The sequence below is a fragment of the Gluconobacter albidus genome (assembly GCF_002723915.1).
GTDB classification, from domain to species: Bacteria; Pseudomonadota; Alphaproteobacteria; order Acetobacterales; family Acetobacteraceae; genus Gluconobacter; species Gluconobacter albidus.
The window spans coordinates 104,227-123,270 of sequence record NZ_BEWL01000007.1; the positions used below are offsets into that span (position 1 = coordinate 104,227).

At 58.2% G+C, this 19,044-nt stretch carries 14 protein-coding genes and 1 tRNA gene; all 15 read right to left on the reverse strand.

Annotation, left to right across the window (positions count from 1 at the left end):
* Positions 1–124: 124 nt before the first annotated feature.
* The 15 genes from tsf to tig all read right to left on the reverse strand — a co-directional run bounded on the left by tsf (position 125) and on the right by tig (position 19,022).
* On the reverse strand, positions 125–1,033 hold the full coding sequence (gene tsf, locus GAL01_RS09720) for a translation elongation factor Ts (protein ID WP_062029699.1): 909 nt from the start codon (positions 1,031–1,033) through the stop codon (positions 125–127).
* 101 nt (positions 1,034–1,134) lie between these two features.
* Positions 1,135–1,932 carry a 30S ribosomal protein S2 gene (rpsB, locus tag GAL01_RS09725; protein WP_062029697.1) on the reverse strand — a complete coding sequence of 266 codons (798 nt, stop codon included), beginning with the start codon at positions 1,930–1,932 and terminating at the stop codon, positions 1,135–1,137.
* A gap of 196 nt (positions 1,933–2,128) precedes the next feature.
* The gene (gene dnaE, locus GAL01_RS09730) at positions 2,129–5,551 is read right to left on the reverse strand and encodes a DNA polymerase III subunit alpha (RefSeq protein WP_062029692.1); all 3,423 of its coding nucleotides are present in this window, start codon (positions 5,549–5,551) and stop codon (positions 2,129–2,131) included.
* A gap of 69 nt (positions 5,552–5,620) precedes the next feature.
* The gene (locus tag GAL01_RS09735; protein ID WP_062029690.1) at positions 5,621–6,316 is read right to left on the reverse strand and encodes an ABC transporter ATP-binding protein; all 696 of its coding nucleotides are present in this window, start codon (positions 6,314–6,316) and stop codon (positions 5,621–5,623) included.
* The gene (locus GAL01_RS09740; protein ID WP_062029687.1) at positions 6,309–7,559 is read right to left on the reverse strand and encodes a lipoprotein-releasing ABC transporter permease subunit; all 1,251 of its coding nucleotides are present in this window, start codon (positions 7,557–7,559) and stop codon (positions 6,309–6,311) included. The genes GAL01_RS09735 and GAL01_RS09740 overlap by 8 nt, the downstream gene beginning before the upstream one ends.
* The gene (proS, locus tag GAL01_RS09745) at positions 7,559–8,875 is read right to left on the reverse strand and encodes a proline--tRNA ligase (RefSeq protein WP_062029685.1); all 1,317 of its coding nucleotides are present in this window, start codon (positions 8,873–8,875) and stop codon (positions 7,559–7,561) included. Before proS ends, GAL01_RS09740 begins: the two co-directional genes overlap by 1 nt.
* 12 nt (positions 8,876–8,887) lie before the next feature.
* Positions 8,888–10,546 (reverse strand): ribonuclease J, encoded by a 1,659-nt coding sequence (locus tag GAL01_RS09750; RefSeq protein WP_062029683.1) that lies wholly within the window; start codon positions 10,544–10,546, stop codon positions 8,888–8,890.
* 40 nt (positions 10,547–10,586) lie between these two features.
* A complete protein-coding gene (locus tag GAL01_RS09755) occupies positions 10,587–11,399 on the reverse strand; it encodes a type III pantothenate kinase (RefSeq protein ID WP_062029681.1) in 813 nt (270 codons plus the stop codon).
* A gap of 16 nt (positions 11,400–11,415) precedes the next feature.
* Positions 11,416–12,147, reverse strand: coding sequence for a biotin--[acetyl-CoA-carboxylase] ligase (locus tag GAL01_RS09760; RefSeq protein WP_062029678.1), 732 nt, complete (start codon positions 12,145–12,147; stop codon positions 11,416–11,418).
* Positions 12,148–12,166: 19 nt separating this feature from the next.
* Positions 12,167–12,241: transfer RNA gene (locus GAL01_RS09765), tRNA-Val, on the reverse strand.
* Positions 12,242–12,316: 75 nt separating this feature from the next.
* A complete protein-coding gene (locus GAL01_RS09770) occupies positions 12,317–12,601 on the reverse strand; it encodes an HU family DNA-binding protein (RefSeq protein ID WP_011251684.1) in 285 nt (94 codons plus the stop codon).
* Between the two features lie 141 nt (positions 12,602–12,742).
* Positions 12,743–15,295, reverse strand: coding sequence for an endopeptidase La (lon, locus tag GAL01_RS09775; RefSeq protein ID WP_062029676.1), 2,553 nt, complete (start codon positions 15,293–15,295; stop codon positions 12,743–12,745).
* 152 nt (positions 15,296–15,447) lie between these two features.
* Complete coding sequence (gene clpX / locus GAL01_RS09780) at positions 15,448–16,713, reverse strand: ATP-dependent Clp protease ATP-binding subunit ClpX (RefSeq protein ID WP_062029674.1); 1,266 nt, start codon at positions 16,711–16,713, stop codon at positions 15,448–15,450.
* A gap of 195 nt (positions 16,714–16,908) precedes the next feature.
* A complete protein-coding gene (locus tag GAL01_RS09785; RefSeq protein WP_062029672.1) occupies positions 16,909–17,556 on the reverse strand; it encodes an ATP-dependent Clp protease proteolytic subunit in 648 nt (215 codons plus the stop codon).
* A 134-nt stretch (positions 17,557–17,690) separates the two neighbouring features.
* Positions 17,691–19,022, reverse strand: a complete 1,332-nt coding sequence (gene tig, locus GAL01_RS09790) for a trigger factor (protein WP_062029670.1) — start codon at positions 19,020–19,022, stop codon at positions 17,691–17,693.
* Positions 19,023–19,044: the final 22 nt, after the last annotated feature.

Here is a 19,044-nt window from a genome sequence, read left to right on the forward strand (position 1 = left end):
ATCCTTCCAAAACGGCCAAAAACGAAAAAAGCCCCCGTACGCCAAAGCGCACAGGGGCCTTTCTACAGACTTTCACCTCCAACCTGAACCAGACAGACCCGGCTCAGGACAGAAACGGAAAACCTTACTTGGTGCCAGCGGCAGCAGCGACTTCGGCAGCGAAATCGTTTTCTTCCTTCTCGATGCCTTCACCGAGCTGGAAGCGCTCGAAACCGGCCAGCTTTGCGCCAGCCTTTTCGACGACCTTGGACACGCGGCTCTCGCCGTCCAGCACCCACACCTGCTCCAGAAGAACGACTTCTTCATAGAACTTGCGGATACGGCCTTCGACCATCTTCTCGATGATGGCTTCCGGCTTGCCGGACTCACGGGCCTGCTCGATCAGAACAGCGCGCTCGCGCTCCAGGGACTCCGGATCGACGCTGGCAACGTTCAGGGCAGCCGGACGGGTTGCCGCAACATGCATGCCGATCTGGCGACCCAGCGTCAGCAGCGCATCGGACTCGGACGGAGCTTCCAGAGCGGCGAGAACGCCGATCTTGCCAATGCCCGGGCGCAGTGCGCTGTGGACATAGCTGGCAACAACGCCGGACTCGACCGACAGGACCTTGGCCCGACGGATGGCCATGTTCTCGCCGATCGTGGCGATCAGGTGTGTCAGTTCGTCAGCAACCGTACGGCCGGACGGAACCTTTGCAGCCTTGATGGTGTCCAGATCGTCACCGACTTCGAGCGCAACATGAGCAACCTGCTCGACGAATGCCTGGAAGGCTTCGTTACGGCCAACAAAGTCCGTCTCGGCGTTGACTTCGACCATGGCGGCGCGGTTCTTGGCGGACACAACGCCAACCAGACCTTCAGCCGTCGTGCGACCGGACTTCTTTGCAGCCTGGGACAGACCCTTCGTGCGCAGCCAGTCGATGGCGGCGTCCATGTCGCCGGCAGCTTCCGTCAGGGCCTTCTTGCAATCCATCATGCCTGCGCCAGTGGCTTCGCGCAGTTCGCGAACCAGGGCTGCTGTGATTTCTGCCATTTATCTCATCCCTCAAAAAAGATCATGCGGCCGGACGAACTCGCCCGGCCGCATGCCATGTTTCAGTTGCCGTTTTCCATGACCGGACCCCGGCAGTCTGTTCAGCCTGCGGAAGCGGGAGCTTCTGCGCCTTCAGCAGCGGCGGCTTCCAGAACAGCCGTCTCAGCCGGCAGTTCCTCGGCAGCACCGATGTCCTGACCTGAAGCAGCCATCTCGGCGGAAATGCCGTCGAGAACCGCGCCGGAAACCAGATCGCAATACAGGGTGATGGCGCGGATGGCGTCATCGTTACCCGGGATTGGATAGGTCACGCCGGCAGGGTTGGAGTTGCTGTCCAGAACGCCGATGACCGGAATGCCAAGCTTCGTAGCTTCTTCAATCGCCAGCTTTTCCTTGTTCGTGTCGATCACGAACAGCAGGTCAGGCAGGCCGCCCATTTCCTTGATGCCACCGAGGGAACGCTCGAGCTTCTCGCGGTCACGCGTGATGTCGAGAACTTCCTTCTTCGTCAGACCAGCCGTGCCACCGGAGAGCATTTCGTCGATCTGGCGCAGACGCTTGATGGAACCCGTGATGGTCTTCCAGTTGGTCAACATACCGCCGAGCCAGCGATGATTGACATAGTACTGGCCGCAACGCTGTGCAGCTTCAGCAACATGGTCAGCCGCAGCGCGCTTGGTGCCAACGAACAGGACGCGACCGCCATTTGCAACGGTGTCACGAACAACCTTCAGGGCGCGGTCCAGCATCGGGACCGTCTGCTGCAGGTCAATGATATGAACCTGGTTGCGCACACCGAACAGGTACGGCGCCATGGCCGGGTTCCAGCGACGGGTGTGGTGACCGAAATGAACGCCGGCTTCGAGCAGCTGGCGCATGGTGAAATCAGGCATTGCCATGATTCAGAATTCCTTGCGTCTGGTTGAACCTCCGCATGGCAACGTCCTTAAAATCAGGACACCAGAAAACCCGAGAGCCATGCGTGCGGATTGTTCCCATCGAGAGATCCCGATGAAGAACGGTCGCGATATGACGGAAAATCCTTGCGGACGCAAGGTCTGTCCGCAGGATTTCACACAGTATCCGCACACGGGATCAGACCTGTTGCGCCTTTTCGACGCCCCGGATTGTCCGTAGTCGTTCCGCCAGCCGGGGGGTCACGCGATACAGCCCCGGAATGGAGATTTCCACGTCCTGCGTCTCCTCAACGGACGGCAGGAGTTTCACCCGGCCAAAGCCGCCCTGAACTTCTTCGAGAAGAGCCGTGAGCTCGGACAGAGCGCTTTCCTGCTTCAGCCAGACCCGGATTTCAGAACGCTCTGCAGCGGCCGCAGCCTCGAGATCAATGACGCTCTGAGCCGTAATCCGCAGCGCATCCCCGTCAATCTTGAGTTCGGCATTCACCAGAATGGCCTGTCCGGCCACCAGCAGATCGCGGCAGGAAATCAGCGTTTCCGAGAAGAGCGTGACCTCACATCCTCCGCCGCTATCAGACAGATTGACCCAGGCCATCTTCTTGCCCGTCCGGGTTGGACGCTCCTTACGATCTACAACACACCCTGCGATTTTGACACGGGTAGTGCCTGTTTTTGCGGCATTTTCCAGAGCGTTAGATGGGGTAACCCCAAGCCTGCGCAACACGCTGCGATAGGCATCCAGCGGATGGGCACTCATGTGAAAACCGATAGCCGAAGCCTCAAGCGAAAGACGCTCGAAATCCGGCCACGGGCGACCTTCGTTCAGTCGCAGGATCTCGCGCTCCTGTCCCGCTCCACCAAAAAGTCCGGTCTGGCCCATTTTTTCTTCCTGCGCACGCGCCTGCGCGCGCCTCAGAAGAATGTCCGCACTGGCAAAAACAGTATGTCTGTCTTTAAGAAGACTGTCGAAAGCCCCTGCTTTTGCAAGACTTTCGATCTGAATCTTGTTCAGGCTCCGGGGATCACAGCGCTCCGAAAAATCCGTCAGATCCTGAAACGGACGATCGCCGCGCGAAGCAACAACGCTTTCCATCGCCGCTGCCCCCACACGCTTGATCGCGGAAAGCGCATAACGAATACCCTGCTGTCCGTCCTCCAGCGTCTCGATGGAAAAATCCGCCATAGATTTATTAATATCAACGGGTAACACGGGAATTTTCATCCGACGCGCTTCCTGGCAGAGTGCTGCCAACTTATCCGTTTTTTCCCGGGCCAGAGACATGCAGCCAGCAAGAAACGCCACAGGATAGTTCGCTTTCATCCAGGCCGTCTGATAGGACACCAGCGCATAGGCAGCCGCATGAGACTTGTTGAAGCCGTAATCGGCAAAACGAGCCATAAGATCAAAGACTTCGACGGCTTTATCCTGTGGGATTCCGCGTGCCGTTGCACCTTCGGTAAAGATCGCGCGCTGCTTTTCCATTTCAGAGGCAATCTTCTTGCCCATCGCACGCCGCAGCAGGTCAGCCCCACCCAGACTGTAGCCAGCCATCTTCTGCGCGATCTGCATGACCTGTTCCTGATAGACCATGATGCCGTAGGTCTCTTCAAGAATATCGCGGATTTCCTCGTGCGGAGGCTCCCAGTGCTCGCCATGTTTGCGACGGCAGTAATCCGGAATATTGGCCATTGGCCCCGGACGATACAGCGACACACCCGCAATCAGATCTTCGAGCCTGCTGGCCGCCATCTGCTTGAGCATGTCCCGCATGCCTGCGCCTTCGAACTGGAACACGCCGGCCGTATCGCCTTTGGCCAGCATTTCGAAGGTTTTGGCATCATCCAGTGGAATGCGTGAGAGATCGACTGTAATGCCCTGTTCTTTAAGGAAATCTAGGCCACGTTTGAGGATTGTAAGTGTCGTCAGACCAAGGAAGTCGAACTTTACCAGACCGGCCTGCTCGACATATTTCATGTTGTACTGCGTAACGAGCATGTCGCTCTTCGGGTCACGGTACAGTGGGACAAGTTCCACCAGTTCCCGATCACCGATCACCACACCCGCAGCATGGGTGGAGGCATGACGGTACAGCCCTTCAAGTTGCAACGCGATTTCCATGAGACGCTTGAGCGACTCATCACTGTCGCGCATTTCCTGAAGCCGTGGCTCTCCATCAATCGCGTCCGAGAGCGACACGGGCTTGGCGGGATTGTTCGGGATCAGTTCGGCAACACGGTTGACCATGCCATAAGGCAATCCCAGAACACGGCCCACGTCCCGAACCGCCGCCTTGGCCTGAAGCTTTCCGAACGTGATGATCTGCGCCACACGACTTCCGCCGTATTCCTCGCGCACATAACGGATCACCTCGTCGCGACGGTCCTGACAGAAATCGATATCGAAATCCGGCATCGAGACACGTTCGGGGTTCAGAAACCTTTCGAACAGCAGCCCGAACGGAATGGGATCGATATCCGTAATCGTCAGAGCATAGGCCACAAGCGACCCTGCGCCTGATCCACGCCCCGGACCAACCGGAATATCGTGCGCTTTCGCCCACTGAATGAAGTCGGCAACGATCAGGAAGTAACCGGGGAACCCCATCCCTGCGATAATATCGAGTTCAATCTGAAGACGTTCGGAATAAAGCCTGCGCTTTTCTTCATCCGCACTCACTGCTTCAAGACGCTTTTCGAGCCCTTCCCAGGCCATGGCCCGCAGGGTCTCTTCTTCCGTCGAGCCTTCTCGAACCTTCGGGCAGATTGGCAGAAGCGGCTTGCGCGTGCAGGCCGCCACGGCGCATTTCCGGGCAATGATCAGCGTATTGTCGCAGGCTTCCGGCAGATCATGAAAGACAGCCCGCATCTCCGCCGGGGTCTTGAACCAAGCCTGCGGAGACACATGCCAGCGATCATCTTCAGCAATGGTCCGCCCCTGTGCGATGCAGAGAAGAGCGTCATGGGCCTCATGCATTTCAGGCTTGGGAAAAAAGCATTCATTGGTCGCCACCAGAGGAATGTTCATCTCATCCGCCATCGGGATCAGAACGCTCTCGACTTCCTGTTCTCCAGCCTCTCCAAGCCGGTTCAGTTCGACCGCGATATTTCCCCGGAAAGCCTCTTCCAGCCGTGTCAGAAGCGCTTTTGCCTCAGACTTCTGCTCTTCAAGAATCAGTCTGTTGATCGGACCGCGATTGCCGCCCGTCAGCAGGAACAACCCCGCCGCGTGCTGACAGAGAAATTCGACCGCAATGGAAGGATCTGCAGGATCGCCGTTCAGAAACCCTTCAGAAGACAGGATCTGAAGATTTGCGAGCCCTTCCTCATTCCGCGCCAGAATGACCAAGGGCTCTGAAACGGCTCCGGGTTTGGTCGAGCGCGCTGGAAGCGAAATCTGACAGCCCACAATCGGCTGCACCCCATTGCTCCGACAGTAGAGCGAGAATTCCAGCGCTCCGAAAAGATTGCCGCTATCCGTAAGGGCCACGGCTGGCATTGCGTTTTTGGCGGCCAGACTCACAAGTTCCGGAATCCGGATTGCGCCCTGACTCAGGGAATAGGCAGAGTGGTTTCTGAGATGAACAAAATCGGCATGAGACATGCCACAAGTCTATCAGGGACGGGCATCAGATGCAGGGGTTTTTGAGGCCTGCCGCTCCGATTCAGCGCCCTACAGCGAAACCAGTTTTCCGTCCCGCAATGTCACTGTCAGGTCCATACGTGAGGCCAGTTCGTCGTTATGCGTGGCAATCAGCGCCGCTGCGCCCTCTTCCCGCACAACGCGCAGGAGCTCCCCAAACACATGATCGGCGGTTCCGATATCCAGATTACCTGTCGGTTCGTCCGCCAGAAGAAGCTTGGGCCGATTGGCCAGAGCACGCGCAATCGCGGTCCGCTGCTGCTCTCCGCCGGACAAACGACCGGGCAGCGACTCAAGGCGATGGGAGAGGCCAAACCGTCCGAGAAGGTCTTTGGCACGTTCACGTGCTTTTCGGGGGGAAACGCCCGCAATAAGCTGCGGGAGCATGACGTTTTCGCAGGCAGTGAACTCACCCAGAAGGTGATGGAACTGATACACGAACCCGATCTGGTCCCGACGGATCGCCGTTCGCAATGTATCGCTCAATCCGCTTGCCGGACGATCCGCCACGAAAACCTTACCTTCTGACGGCGCTTCCAGCAGACCTGCAAGGTGCAGAAGCGTGGACTTTCCGGTACCACTCGGTGCCACCAGAGCCACAATCTCACCAGCCCGCAAGTCGAACTCGGCACCGCTCAGGATTTCAAGCGTCTCTTCACCCGACCGGAAACGGCGCTTCAGACCTTCAAGACGCAGGGCACTTGCCCCGACGGAATGCTCATTCATGACGCAGGGCCTCGATCGGATCGGTTCTGGCCGCGCGCCAGGACGGATAGAGCGTCGCCAGAAGCGAGAGAGCCAGAGACATTCCGATCACTTCCCACACCTGAGACCACACCAGTTTCGCGGGCAGACGCTCCAGAAAATAAACTTCCGGGTTAAACAGGTTGGTTCCGGTCAGCGACTGCAGCCACTGACGGATTCGTTCGATGTTCAGCGCAAAAGCAATTCCCAGCGCAGATCCCGCCACGGTTCCCACAATCCCGACAGACGCACCGCACATGAGGAAAATCCGCATGATGGCACCCCGGCTCGCTCCAAGCGTCCGCAGCACCGCGATATCCCGCGTCTTGTCCTTGACCATCATGATGAGAGACGAAATCACGTTGAACGCAGCCACCAGAATGATGAGCGTCAGGATCAGGAACATGACGTTCTGCTCGACCGTCACCGCATCCAGAAAACCGTTGGCGCTCTGGGTCCAGTCCAGTACCCGCAGGCGCGGATCTTCCAGACGCTCGGCAATCGCCTTGCGCGTCGGCTGGACATTGGACGGATCATCCGTCGAAACCTGAATGAGGGAAACAGCTGAAGATCCCAGCATCAGGAATTTCTGTGCGGCAGGCAGCGGCATCAGGACGATGCTGGAATTGTAATCGTTCCAGTTCGCGTCGAAAATGACGGCCACATGATAGGTTTTGACCCGTGGCATTGTTCCGAACGGCGTGGCCTGCCCGTCTGGCGACAGAAGCGTGATCGGAGAACCGATCGACAGCCCGGCCCGATCAGCCATCGTCGTGCCGATCGCAACCGCATCGTCACCCGTGAAATTGTTCAGGCTTCCAGCAATGATCCCGCTGCTCAGCGCCGTCCAGTCCCGCAGAGACTGCTGGGACACGCCCTGCATTTCCGCTCCGGACGAGAAGCGTCCCGCTTCTACCAGAACAGTACCCTGCGCCATGGGGATGACGGATTTTACACCCGGAACCTGCCGGATGGCGGCCACGTCGTTTTCATAAACCTCGATAGGACGCCCGTAGCCATACACGGTCAGATCCCCGTGCAGCCCGAGGATACGCCCCATCAGGTCGGCCTTGAAACCGTTCATCACCGACATGACGATGATGAGCGTCGCCACTCCGAGCGCAATCCCGATCAGGGAGAAAATGGCGATGATCGAGGCGAAACGCTCGCCACGGCGGGCACGGAGATATCGTCCCGCCACCATACGCTCGAAGCGGCCGAACATCAGGCGGCTCCGATTTTGGCCAGAGCATCCTCGACCGACAGCTCAAACCGCTCGCCCGTGGCGCGCTGCTTGAGTTCGACCTTGCCTTCCTTGGCGCCCCGCGGCCCGACGATGATCTGCCAGGGATGTCCCATCAGATCCGCATCGTTGAACTTCACACCCGCACGGTCTGAACGATCATCATACAGCAGGCTCTCAGGATCGGTGCCGTAGATGCTCTCACAGATCGCATCGCAGGCTTCATCACCCTGACGCAGATTCAGGATTGCGGCCCGATACGGTGCGACGGATGCAGGCCAGATGATGCCGGCATCATCATGCGACGCCTCGATGATCGCACCGACCAGACGTGACACGCCGATACCGTAGGAACCCATCTGCGGATGGAACGACGCCCCGTCAGAGCCGATCACTTCAATGCCCATCGATTCCGTATACTTCGTACCGAAATAGAAGATGTGACCGACTTCGATCCCCCGGCCTTCGCGCTTGCGCTCATCCGGAATTTTGGCCCATTCGGCTTCGTCGTGCTTTTCGTCCGTTGCCGCATAATGATCTGTCACAGTTGAGAAGAACGTGGCGAGGCTTTCAGCGTCATCACAATCGACCGGACGACCCAGCCAGTCCTGTTCCTCAAGAGCCGCGTCGAAGAACACGCCGCTTTCACCCGTTGGGGCAAGAACGAGGAATTCGTGGCTCAGATCGCCGCCGATTGGTCCCGTATCGGCCACCATTGGTACGGCCCGAACACCCAGACGCTGGAAGATGCGCAGATAGGACAACATCATCCGGCGATAGCTGGCGACGGCATCCTCGTATGTCGCATCGAAGGAATAGGCATCCTTCATCAGGAATTCGCGCCCACGCATCACACCGAAACGGGGCCGCACCTCGTCACGGAACTTCCACTGGATGTGATAAAGCGCCTTGGGCAGATCCTTGTAGGACTTCACGGACGCTCCGAAGATGTCCGTGATCATTTCCTCGTTCGTCGGCCCGTACAGCAGATCACGGCCATGACGGTCCTGAACCCGGAGCATTTCCGGACCATAAGCGTCATAACGCCCCGAGCGACGCCACAGATCAGCGGACTGCAGCGTCGGCATCAGGACTTCCTGTGCACCGATAGCATCCTGCTCTTCGCGGACGATCTGCTCGATATTGCGCAGAACCCGCAGGCCTGCCGGCAGCCAGGCGTAGATGCCCGAAGAGGTCTGGCGCACAAGGCCAGCCCGCAGCATCAGGCGGTGAGACGCGATCTGCGCCTCGGCCGGAACTTCCTTCAGCGTGGGCTGAAAGGCTTTCGTCAAACGCATGTGTTACTTCTCTCAGACGCGCAGCAGATGAACATCGACAAGCGGGCGCTTCTGAAGTTTGCGCCCCAGAGCACGACGCAGGGCCGTTTTGGCCGCATCCCGGAAGGCTGCGTCGTCCTGACGCAGTTCGTCGGGGATCTGGTCGATGGAGTCGGCAAATTCCTCCTGGATCCGGATGCTTTCGGGATCGTCGGATTCCAGAAGACCCGGTGCACTGATCTTCGGCTCGCCAATGACATAACCTTCGTCATCGACGGCAAAGCTGGCCAGCACGATGCCGTTGAACAGCATCTTGCGACGCGCAGCCAGAACACCACCCGTCATGGGCAGCAGACGGCCCCCGTCCAGGGCCAGACGGCCCGTCGGCGCCGTATCAACAACCTTCACCTCGCCCGGTGAAAGGTTCAGGATATCGCCATCTTCCAGCAGGATCGGTTCGGAACCCATTTCATGCGCCAGTGCGGCATGGGCCGTCAGGTGACGCCATTCGCCATGGGTCGGGATGCTGTATTTCGGACGAACGATCCGATAGAGCGTGCGGATATCTTCGCTAGTCGCATGACCGGACGTGTGGACCTTCGCATCCTTGTCCGTCAGGACTGTCACGCCACGACGCGACAGATTGTCCTGCACGGCCATGACGGCCTGTTCGTTGCCCGGGATCATCCGCGAGCTGTAAATCACCGTGTCGCCTTCACCGAGAGCGATGTTCGGATGCGTGTCGGACGCAATCCGAGACAGGGCCGAGCGCGGCTCACCCTGACTGCCCGTGATGATCATCAGCAGGCTGTCATCATCCACGTCCCGCGCATCCTGCTCGGTCAGGAATGGTGGCAGGTCCTGAAAATAACCGCACTCACGCGCCGCCGTCTCAAGGTTGCGCAGCGAACGGCCGACGATCATGACTACACGTCCCGAAGCCTGGGCCGCCTTGGCGATGCTCTCGACGCGCGCCACGTTACTGGCAAAGCACGTCACGGCAATGCGGCCTTCCAGCCCCATGATCAGATCCGTCAGGCCCTTGCGGACGTCTGCTTCGGATTCAGACTTACCCGGCTTGAGCACATTGGTGCTGTCGCCGACCATGGCCAGAACGCCTTCGTCACCCAGCTTGCCGAACGTTTCGAGATCCGTCACCGGGCCAACCAGCGGGTTCTCGTCCAGCTTCCAGTCACCCGTATGCACGATCAGGCCATGCGGCGTTCGCAGTGCCACCGCCTGCGCCTCGGCGACGGAATGCGTCACGGAAACGAACTGAAGATCGAACGGCCCCACCTCAAAGCGCGAAGCCGGACGGATGACGTGGATCTTCACCTGGTTGTTCAGATGCGCTTCCTGCAACTTACGCCGCAGAACGGCAGCCGCGAACGGCGTTGCGTAAACCGGGCAACGCAGATACGGCCACAGATGCGCCACCGCACCCAGATGGTCTTCATGCGCATGCGTAATCACCAGACCACACAGGTCCCGCGCGCGATCCGCAATAAAGGTCGGGTCCGGCATCAGCACTTCGGCCTCAGGTGTGTCGTTGCCCGAAAACCCGATACCGCAGTCAATGGCAAGCCAGGTGTCGCGACCGTTCTTCGTGAGGCAGTAGAGATTGAAATTCATGCCGATCTCGCCCGTCCCGCCCAAGGGCAGGAAAGACAGACCGTCCGGTTTTTCCGTCATGATTGTTCCTTACAGATGCGATATAAAATTAAAGCGAGAGTCATTGCCCAGCGCCCTGTGGGCGCTCAGGGGAATAGGAAAGGGGCGGACCCGTATTGCGGTCGGCCAGAAGGCGCAGGCCATCCAGTGTCAGATCAGGCGCCAGCACATCAAAAAGCGGCGTTCCCTCAGAGAACAGTGGAGCCAGACCGCCCGTTGCGATCACAGTCGGTTTTGCGTCCATTTCATCGGAAATACGACGGATCAATCCTTCAACCAGGCCGACATAGCCCCAGAACAGACCAGAGCGCATCGCAACGCTCGTGTTGCGGCCAATCGCCGTTGAAGGACGTCCGATGCTCATACGTGGCAGTCGCGCCGCAGCACGATGCAGCGCATCAATCGACAGGTTCACACCCGGAGCAATAGCGCCCCCACAGAACTGGCCTGCCGTATTGACCACATCGAACGTCGTCGCAGTGCCAAAATCAACAACGATCAGAGGCGTGCCATAAATTTCACGTCCTGCCAGACCGTTCAGACGCCGGTCGGCACCCAATTCGTTCGGATTTTCCACAAGAACGTCGATCCCCCAGTCCAGCCTTGCATTGGCGACAAGAGGCACGACATCCAGCCATTCACGACAGAACCGACGGAGTTCATACAGGGCAACGGGAACAACGGTCCCGATGATGGCGCGGCTGACCTTTGAGGCATCCAGACCTACCCGGTCAAAAAGCGTCAGAAGCCACGCCGCATATTCATCCGCTGTCCGTGCTTCATTCGTCGAGATTCGCCATTGCCCGAGCCACGACTTCCCGTCGTGTACAGCGAACACGATGTTGGTGTTTCCAGCATCAATGACGAGAAGCACGTTGCGGTCCGGTCCTTCAGTCCAGCAGGATATCGCCGGTTACAACCGGAATGGTTTCACCGTTGGGAAGGGTCAGCAGCAGGCGTCCCTGCGCGTCGAGCCCTGAAAACGAACCTGTAATATAGGTTTCACAACCCTGAACCGCAAGCCGCGACCCGACAGGGTGCGCGCGGGCCAGCCACGCCGCCCGGATCGGTGCAAACCCCTGCTTTGCCAGAATGGCGGTCCAGCGCTCGATCTGCGCGACCAGAATTTCACCAAATGCTTTCGCAGACGGTACGGCAGTTTTTTCAGAAAGCGCCGCAAGACTGCGACCAAGGATCTCGGGGGCCTGCGTCAGATTGGCTCCGATTCCCACTACAACCCACGGCATGCTCTGCGGGCCTCCCGTCTCAATCAGGACACCAGCCATCTTCCGACCATCCAGCAAAAGGTCGTTTGGCCATTTCACCATGAAAGGCGTAGGCCCCACAGTTGCGGGACAGAAATGCATGGCGGTCTCGTACAAAGTAACCGCGGCAAGAAATGGAAGAGCTGCTATGAACGTCGCAGGATCAACGGGCCGGAACAGGAGCGAGATCGCAAGGTTCCCACCCGGATCAGTCCAGGTTCGTCCGCGTGTACCGCGCCCTGATGTCTGGGAAAAAGCCTGAACAGCCAGATATTCCGGCTCACCCGCTTCAGCTCTGATTTTACACAGATCGGAAGTGGAGCCGAGCGTTTCATGGTATTCGAAACGCCAATTCATGGCTGCATAGTATTCATGATGGTGGGCGATGACGGGATTGAACCGCCGACCCTCTCGGTGTAAACGAGACGCTCTACCGCTGAGCTAATCGCCCTCAGAATGTTTGTGAGGTCTATATACACGGTTCCGGATGGCGGTAAAGCCACCCGGAACCGTTTTGTGAGCTTTCTCAGCTCACGGCGTCCTTCAGACCCTTGCCCGGCTTGAAGCGGACAGAGGTGGATGCCGGAATGTCGATCTCTTCGCCCGTACGCGGGTTGCGGCCCTTGGCAGCCTTACGCGTTGCGGTCACAAAGCTGCCGAAGCCGACGAGACGGACTTCCTGCTTCTTGGCAAGCGTCGCTTCGATCGTGCTGAACACCGCATCGACAACTTCGCTAGCCTTGGCCTTCGGAAGATCGGCAGCGTCTGCAACGGCGGCGATCAGTTCCTGCTTGTTGAGGGGCTTCTCCATGATGTGCCTTTCTGGTGTTAGAGGGCCTGAGCCGGGCTCTGGTGAGTCCCTTCTGGCTCAGGCGCCTTGTTCGATCTGCGGCCGCACTATGAAGCGGATTTTGCCCGCGTCAACTGTCAGAATCGCAGAAGATCATCCGTGTTAGTGGGGAAGTGCCTGCGGAGCCGCTTTATCCACCGTTATTTCACTGATCGGATCAACATTTTCATCCCATTCAATGGCTTCCGGCATACGAGTCAGCGCAATCTTGAGCACCTCATCCACATGGCTCACCGGAATGATCTTGAGCGCATGACGGACATTGTCCGGCACCTCCGCGAGATCCTTCTCGTTGTCCCTGGGGATCAGGACCGTCTTGATTCCAGCCCGCAGGGCCGCGAGCAGCTTCTCCTTGAGTCCCCCAATCTCCAGAACCCGGCCCCTCAGGGTGATCTCACCCGTCATGGCCACATCCCTGCGGATGGGGATCTGCGTCATGATGCTCACCAGGGACGTCGCAAGCGCAATACCGGCGGACGGACCATCCTTGGGGGTCGCACCTTCAGGAAGATGGATATGGATGTCCCTCTTCTCGAACAGCGGCGGCCGGATTCCGAAATCCTGGGCCCGCGAGCGGACATAGGAGAGCGCGGCAGAAATGCTTTCCTGCATGACTTCGCCGAGCTTGCCGGTCTGCTTGACGTTCCCCTTGCCCGGAACCATCACGCTTTCAATTGTCAGGATCTCGCCACCAACCTGCGTCCAGGCCAGGCCTGTCACGACGCCGACCATATCTTCCGTCTCGGTCTCACCATGACGGAAACGGCGGACGCCCGCATATTTCTCGAGATTTGCCGGAGTGATCTCGACATGACTAACGCCGGTCGTGATGATTTCCTTGACCGTTTTGCGCGCCAGCTTGGCAAGCTCACGCTCAAGATTTCGCACACCGGCTTCCCGGGTATACGCCCGAATAAGTTCACGGATCGTATCATCCGTAACCGTCCACTCACCAGGCTTGAGATTATGTGCTTCGGCCTGCTTGCCCAGAAGATGACGGCGCGCGATCTGCACTTTCTCATCTTCGGTATAGCCGGACAGGTTGATGATCTCCATGCGATCCAGCAGCGGCTGGGGCATGTTCAGACTGTTGGCCGTCGTGACAAACATCACATCCGACAGATCATAATCCACCTCAAGATAATGATCGGCGAACGTAGCGTTCTGTTCCGGATCCAGCACCTCAAGCAGCGCCGAGGACGGATCACCACGCCAGTCGGCACCCAGCTTGTCGATCTCGTCGAGCAGGAACAGCGGATTGGACGTCCGCGCCTTCTTCATGCCCTGAATGATCTTACCCGGCATGGAGCCGATATATGTCCGTCGATGACCACGGATTTCGGATTCATCGCGAACCCCACCCAGTGACATACGGATATAGTTACGGCCCGTCGCCTTGGCGATGGAGCGTGCCAGAGAGGTTTTACCCACGCCCGGAGGCCCGACAAGACACAGAATTGGCCCCTTGAGCTTCTGCGAACGCGTCTGCACTGCAAGATACTCAAGGATCCGCTCCTTGACCTTTTCCAGACCGTAATGCTCGGCTTCCAGCACATCTTCAGCATGCTGGAACTCGCGTGTGATCTTTGAACGCTTCTTCCAGGGAATTCCCAGAAGCCAATCGAGATAGTTGCGGACAACCGTGCTCTCGGCCGACATCGGGCTCATGCCACGCAGCTTCTTCAGCTCGGCATGGGCCTTTTCCTTGGCTTCACGACTCAGGCGGGTCTTGTTGATCTTTTCCTCAAGCTCGGAATTCTCATCCTTACCATCCTCGCCCTCCCCGAGTTCCTTCTGGATGGCCTTGAGCTGCTCGTTCAGGTAGTACTCGCGCTGGGTCTTCTCCATCTGCCGCTTCACGCGGTTGCGGATGCGCTTCTCGACCTGAAGAACACCGATTTCCGTCTCGATATGCGCGAAAACCTGTTCCAGACGACGCGCAGGCGAAGCAGTTTCAAGAATTTCCTGCTTTTCGGAAATCTTGAGATTCAGATGGCTCGCAATCGTGTCAGCCAGCTTGGAAACACCCTCGATCTGGTTGATCGAGACCATGACTTCCGGCGGAATTTTCTTGTTGAGCTTGATATACTGTTCGAACTGCGAAACCGTTGAGCGGCTCAGCGCCTCAATTTCGCTTCCCGGCGCCGCATCAACGGCCTCTTCGGGAATTTCCTCGATTTCAGCTTCGAAATGACCATCCACATCGAACAGACGCGTGATGTGCACACGACGCGTCCCCTCGACCAGAACCTTGACGGTCCCGTCCGGCAGCTTCAGCAGCTGGAGGATCGTCGAGACCGTCCCGTAGCGGTAGATATCGTCGACCGAAGGATCGTCCAGCGAGACGTCTTTCTGCGCCACAAGCAGGATCTGCTTGCTTTCACGGGTCACGGTTTCCAGCGCCTTCACCGACTTTTCACGCCCGACAAACAGCGGCACGATCATGTGGGGGAAGACCACGATATTGCGCAATGGCAGAACAGCCATCACATCGTGGCACACAGGCTCCTGTACGGTTTCCGCCACAACAGGCGCCGCAGTTTTGCGAGGCTTGCGAACGGCTTTCTTTGGAGCCGCCACTGGCGTTTCGGCAACAACCACGTCATCCGTTTTTTTCGTCCGGCGACGGGTTTTCGGCTTGGTATCGTCAGTCATTCACTTGATCTCCAGAGGGACGATCTTGCGATGCCAACCTGCCTTGCAGCGCCAGCATCGCATCTCTTTCATGCCTGAGAGGCATGAATTGGGACAACCTCAGTCAGTTATGTCGAAACCCGGAAGCTCCGACACAAGAGCCGAAACCATTTTTACGCAGACTGCTCAGCGGGCTCGGACTTGCCTTTCCCATAAACATAGACCGGCTGCGCCTTGCTTTCGGCCACTTCACGGTTGATGACGACTTCTTCCACGCCCTCAAGGCCGGGAAGATCGAACATCGTACCGAGCAGGATATTTTCCAGGATCGAGCGCAATCCGCGCGCACCGGTCTTGCGCTCGATGGCACGCTTGGCGATGGCCGCGAGTGCATCATCCGTGAAGGTCAGCTTGACGCCTTCCATCTCGAACAAACGACCATACTGCTTCACCAGAGCATTCTTGGGCTTGCTCAGGATCTGGATCAGAGCAGATTCGTCCAGATCATTCAGAGCAGCGATCACCGGCAAACGGCCAATAAATTCGGGGATAAGGCCAAATTTCAGCAGATCTTCCGGTTCAACGCTCTGAAGGATGGCTCCCAGACGCCGCTCATCCTCGGAACGCACATCTGCGCCAAACCCGATCCCCGAACCCTTGCCGCGAGCCGAGATAATCTTGTCCAGACCGGAGAACGCTCCGCCGCATATGAAGAGCATATTGGTCGTATCGACCTGCAGGAACTCCTGCTGCGGATGCTTGCGCCCACCCTGCGGCGGCACGGAAGCAACAGTGCCTTCCATGAGCTTCAGAAGCGCCTGCTGCACGCCTTCGCCCGAGACGTCACGGGTAATAGACGGATTGTCGGATTTGCGGGAAATCTTGTCGATCTCGTCGATATAGACGATGCCGCGCTGCGCCCTGTCCACGTTATAGTCCGCGGACTGGAGCAGTTTGAGAATGATGTTTTCCACGTCCTCGCCGACATATCCGGCTTCGGTCAGGGTCGTGGCATCAGCCATCGTGAAAGGTACGTCGAGAATACGGGCCAGCGTCTGGGCGAGCAGCGTCTTGCCCGAGCCTGTCGGACCAATCAGAAGGATGTTGGACTTCGCGATCTCGACATCGGAGCTCTTCGCGGCATGGGCGAGGCGCTTGTAGTGATTGTGAACCGCTACGGAAAGCGCACGCTTGGCCTCGAACTGACCGATCACGTAATCGTCAAGAACCTTGCAGATCTCCTTGGGCGTCGGAACACCATCACGCGACTTCACGAGATGGGTCTTGTGCTCCTCACGGATGATATCCATGCACAGCTCGACGCATTCATCACAAATGAAGACCGTGGGACCCGCGATCAGCTTGCGGACTTCGTGCTGGGATTTCCCACAGAACGAGCAATACAGGGTGTTCTTGGAATCGCCGGATTTGTTGCTCACTGCTGCTTCCTTTCCCTTGCGCACGACATGACCGCATTCACGCAGCAGACATGCGAAAGAACTTTAACTTTAGGCCGAGGTCAAAGCCTTCGGCAACCCCGGAGCCTGAAAGCCCCAAGACACGAAAAGCGGCATATCGGGATGCCGCTTTTCGGTTCCAAGAGGAGCATCAGGCTCCCCCGCGCTGGAAACGCCTTAACTCGGGTCTGCTGTCGTCTCATGCGGATTACGCTCAACGACCTTGTCGATCAGGCCGAATTCGCGTGCTTCATGCGCCGAGAGATAGCTGTCACGCTCGAGCTTCTGCTCGATCTGTTCCAGTGTCTGACCGGTATGCTCGCGATAGATCTCGTTCAGGCGCTGACGGATAATGAGGATTTCGCGAGCCTGGATCTCGATGTCCGAAGCCTGCCCCTGCGCACCGCCGGATGGCTGATGGACCATCACGCGAGCATTCGGAAGGGCGTAACGATGTCCTTTCTCGCCACCTGCGAGCAGCAGCGACCCCATGGAGGCAGCCTGACCGATACAGACGGTACTGACCGGGCAGCGGATATACTGCATGGTGTCATAGATCGCGAGACCGGCGGAGACGACACCGCCCGGGCTGTTGATATAAAACGAGATTTCCTTGGTGGGATTGACGCTCTCAAGATAGAGAAGCTGCGCACAGATCAGGGAGGAAACCTGATCGTAAACGGGTCCGGTCAGGAAAATGATGCGCTCCTGAAGGAGACGCGAAAAGATGTCGAAAGCGCGCTCTCCGCGGGCAGTCTGCTCGACCACCATCGGCACCAGAGAGTTGCTCAACACCTCGAGGGGATCACGATCCCGAATGGCCATGCTGTCTGTTCCTCAATGCCCGATGGGCTTTCTTCTGCTCCCTAACATGGACCCGACATGGCGTTCCGTCAAAGGGAGCAGGCAGGAAAAAACGGGCACCCCGAAGAGTGCCCGCTGGTTCCCCCGCCGAAAGATCAGAGTTCGGCGGGCGGGATTTCTGCCAGTTCTTCCGGCGTCACGTCCTTGTCGGTGACGTCGGCCAGCTCGATCAGGTAATCGACGACCTTGTTTTCCAGAATCGGGCCACGGAGCCCTTCGACGGCCTGCGGGTTCTTGGAGAAGAACTCGAAAACCATCTGTTCCTGACCCGGATAACGCTGCGCTTCCTGCTGCATTGCACCCAGAAGCTCTTCACGGGAAACCTGAATCTCCTGCTTGCGGCCGATTTCAGCCAGCAGCAGACCCAGCTTCACGCGACGCTCTGCAATGCGGCGGTAGTCGGTCTTGAGGGTCTCTTCGTCCTTGCCAGCATCTTCCTCGTCCAGACGACCGGCCTTGCGGTCTTCTTCGACGCGGGCCCAGATCTGGTTGAACTCGGCGTCAACCATGCTGGACGGTGCTTCGAAGTCTGTCTTCTCGGACAGGGCATCCAGAAGATCGCGCTTGATGCGCAGACGCGAGAGCTGCTGGTATTCGCCTTCAGCCTGCTCGGTGATGATCTTGCGGATCTGCTCGAGGTTCTCGAAACCGATCGTCTTGGCAAGCTCGTCGTCGATGGCCGGATCAACAGCCTTCTTCAGGGACTTCGCCTTGATGTCGAAGGTCACGGCCTTGCCGGCCAGCTCTTCAGCCTGATAATCGGCCGGGAACGTCACGTTGATAACGCGCTCTTCGCCAGCCTTCATGTCTTCCATCTGCTCGGCGAAGCCGGGGATGAAGCCTTCGCCGCCGATTTCGACATTCACATCGTCAGCCGTGCCACCATCGAACGGCGTGCCATCCAGCTTGCCCACGAAATCAACACAGACGACATCACCTTTGGCGGCCGGACGGTCTTCTTCGATCGTCTCGAACTTGCGGCTGCGACGGGCCACGTCGTTCAGGGCCTTCTCAACGGTCTCTTCGCTGACCTTCGCACCGAGGCGTGTCAGCTTGAGGCCGGACAGATCCGGAACCGTGATTTCGGGAAGGACTTCGGTTTCAATCTTGAACTCGAGATCCTTGCCGTCTTCGATAGCAGAGGTCACTTCGACCTTCGGCTGCATGGCCGGGCGGACCTTCTGCTCTTCGAACACTTTAGCCGTCGCGTCGTTGACGATTTCTTCAAGCAGTTCCGCATTCACGGAATCGCTGTAACGCTGCTTGACGAGGGAAGCCGGCACCTTGCCCGGACGGAAGCCGGGAAGCTTGATCGTCTTGGCGACTTCAGCGAGTCGTGCATCGCGGCGGGCCTGCAGGTCAGCAGACGGGACAACGACGGTGAAGGCGCGCTTAAGTCCTTCGTTGAGCGTGGGCGTAACCTGCATGAGCCAGGCGATCCTCTCGGTC

Bases quoted from the DNA above. Each gene is read 5' to 3' on its own strand.
- tsf (WP_062029699.1), bottom strand. From the start codon at position 1,033: ATGGCAGAAATCACAGCAGCCCTGGTTCGCGAACTGCGCGAAGCCACT.
- rpsB (WP_062029697.1), bottom strand. From the start codon at position 1,932: ATGGCAATGCCTGATTTCACCATGCGCCAGCTGCTCGAAGCCGGCGTT.
- dnaE (WP_062029692.1), bottom strand. From the start codon at position 5,551: ATGTCTCATGCCGATTTTGTTCATCTCAGAAACCACTCTGCCTATTCC.
- GAL01_RS09735 (WP_062029690.1), bottom strand. From the start codon at position 6,316: ATGAATGAGCATTCCGTCGGGGCAAGTGCCCTGCGTCTTGAAGGTCTG.
- GAL01_RS09740 (WP_062029687.1), bottom strand. From the start codon at position 7,559: ATGTTCGGCCGCTTCGAGCGTATGGTGGCGGGACGATATCTCCGTGCC.
- proS (WP_062029685.1), bottom strand. From the start codon at position 8,875: ATGCGTTTGACGAAAGCCTTTCAGCCCACGCTGAAGGAAGTTCCGGCC.
- GAL01_RS09750 (WP_062029683.1), bottom strand. From the start codon at position 10,546: ATGACGGAAAAACCGGACGGTCTGTCTTTCCTGCCCTTGGGCGGGACG.
- GAL01_RS09760 (WP_062029678.1), bottom strand. From the start codon at position 12,147: ATGAATTGGCGTTTCGAATACCATGAAACGCTCGGCTCCACTTCCGAT.
- GAL01_RS09770 (WP_011251684.1), bottom strand. From the start codon at position 12,601: ATGGAGAAGCCCCTCAACAAGCAGGAACTGATCGCCGCCGTTGCAGAC.
- lon (WP_062029676.1), bottom strand. From the start codon at position 15,295: ATGACTGACGATACCAAGCCGAAAACCCGTCGCCGGACGAAAAAAACG.
- GAL01_RS09785 (WP_062029672.1), bottom strand. From the start codon at position 17,556: ATGGCCATTCGGGATCGTGATCCCCTCGAGGTGTTGAGCAACTCTCTG.
- tig (WP_062029670.1), bottom strand. From the start codon at position 19,022: ATGCAGGTTACGCCCACGCTCAACGAAGGACTTAAGCGCGCCTTCACC.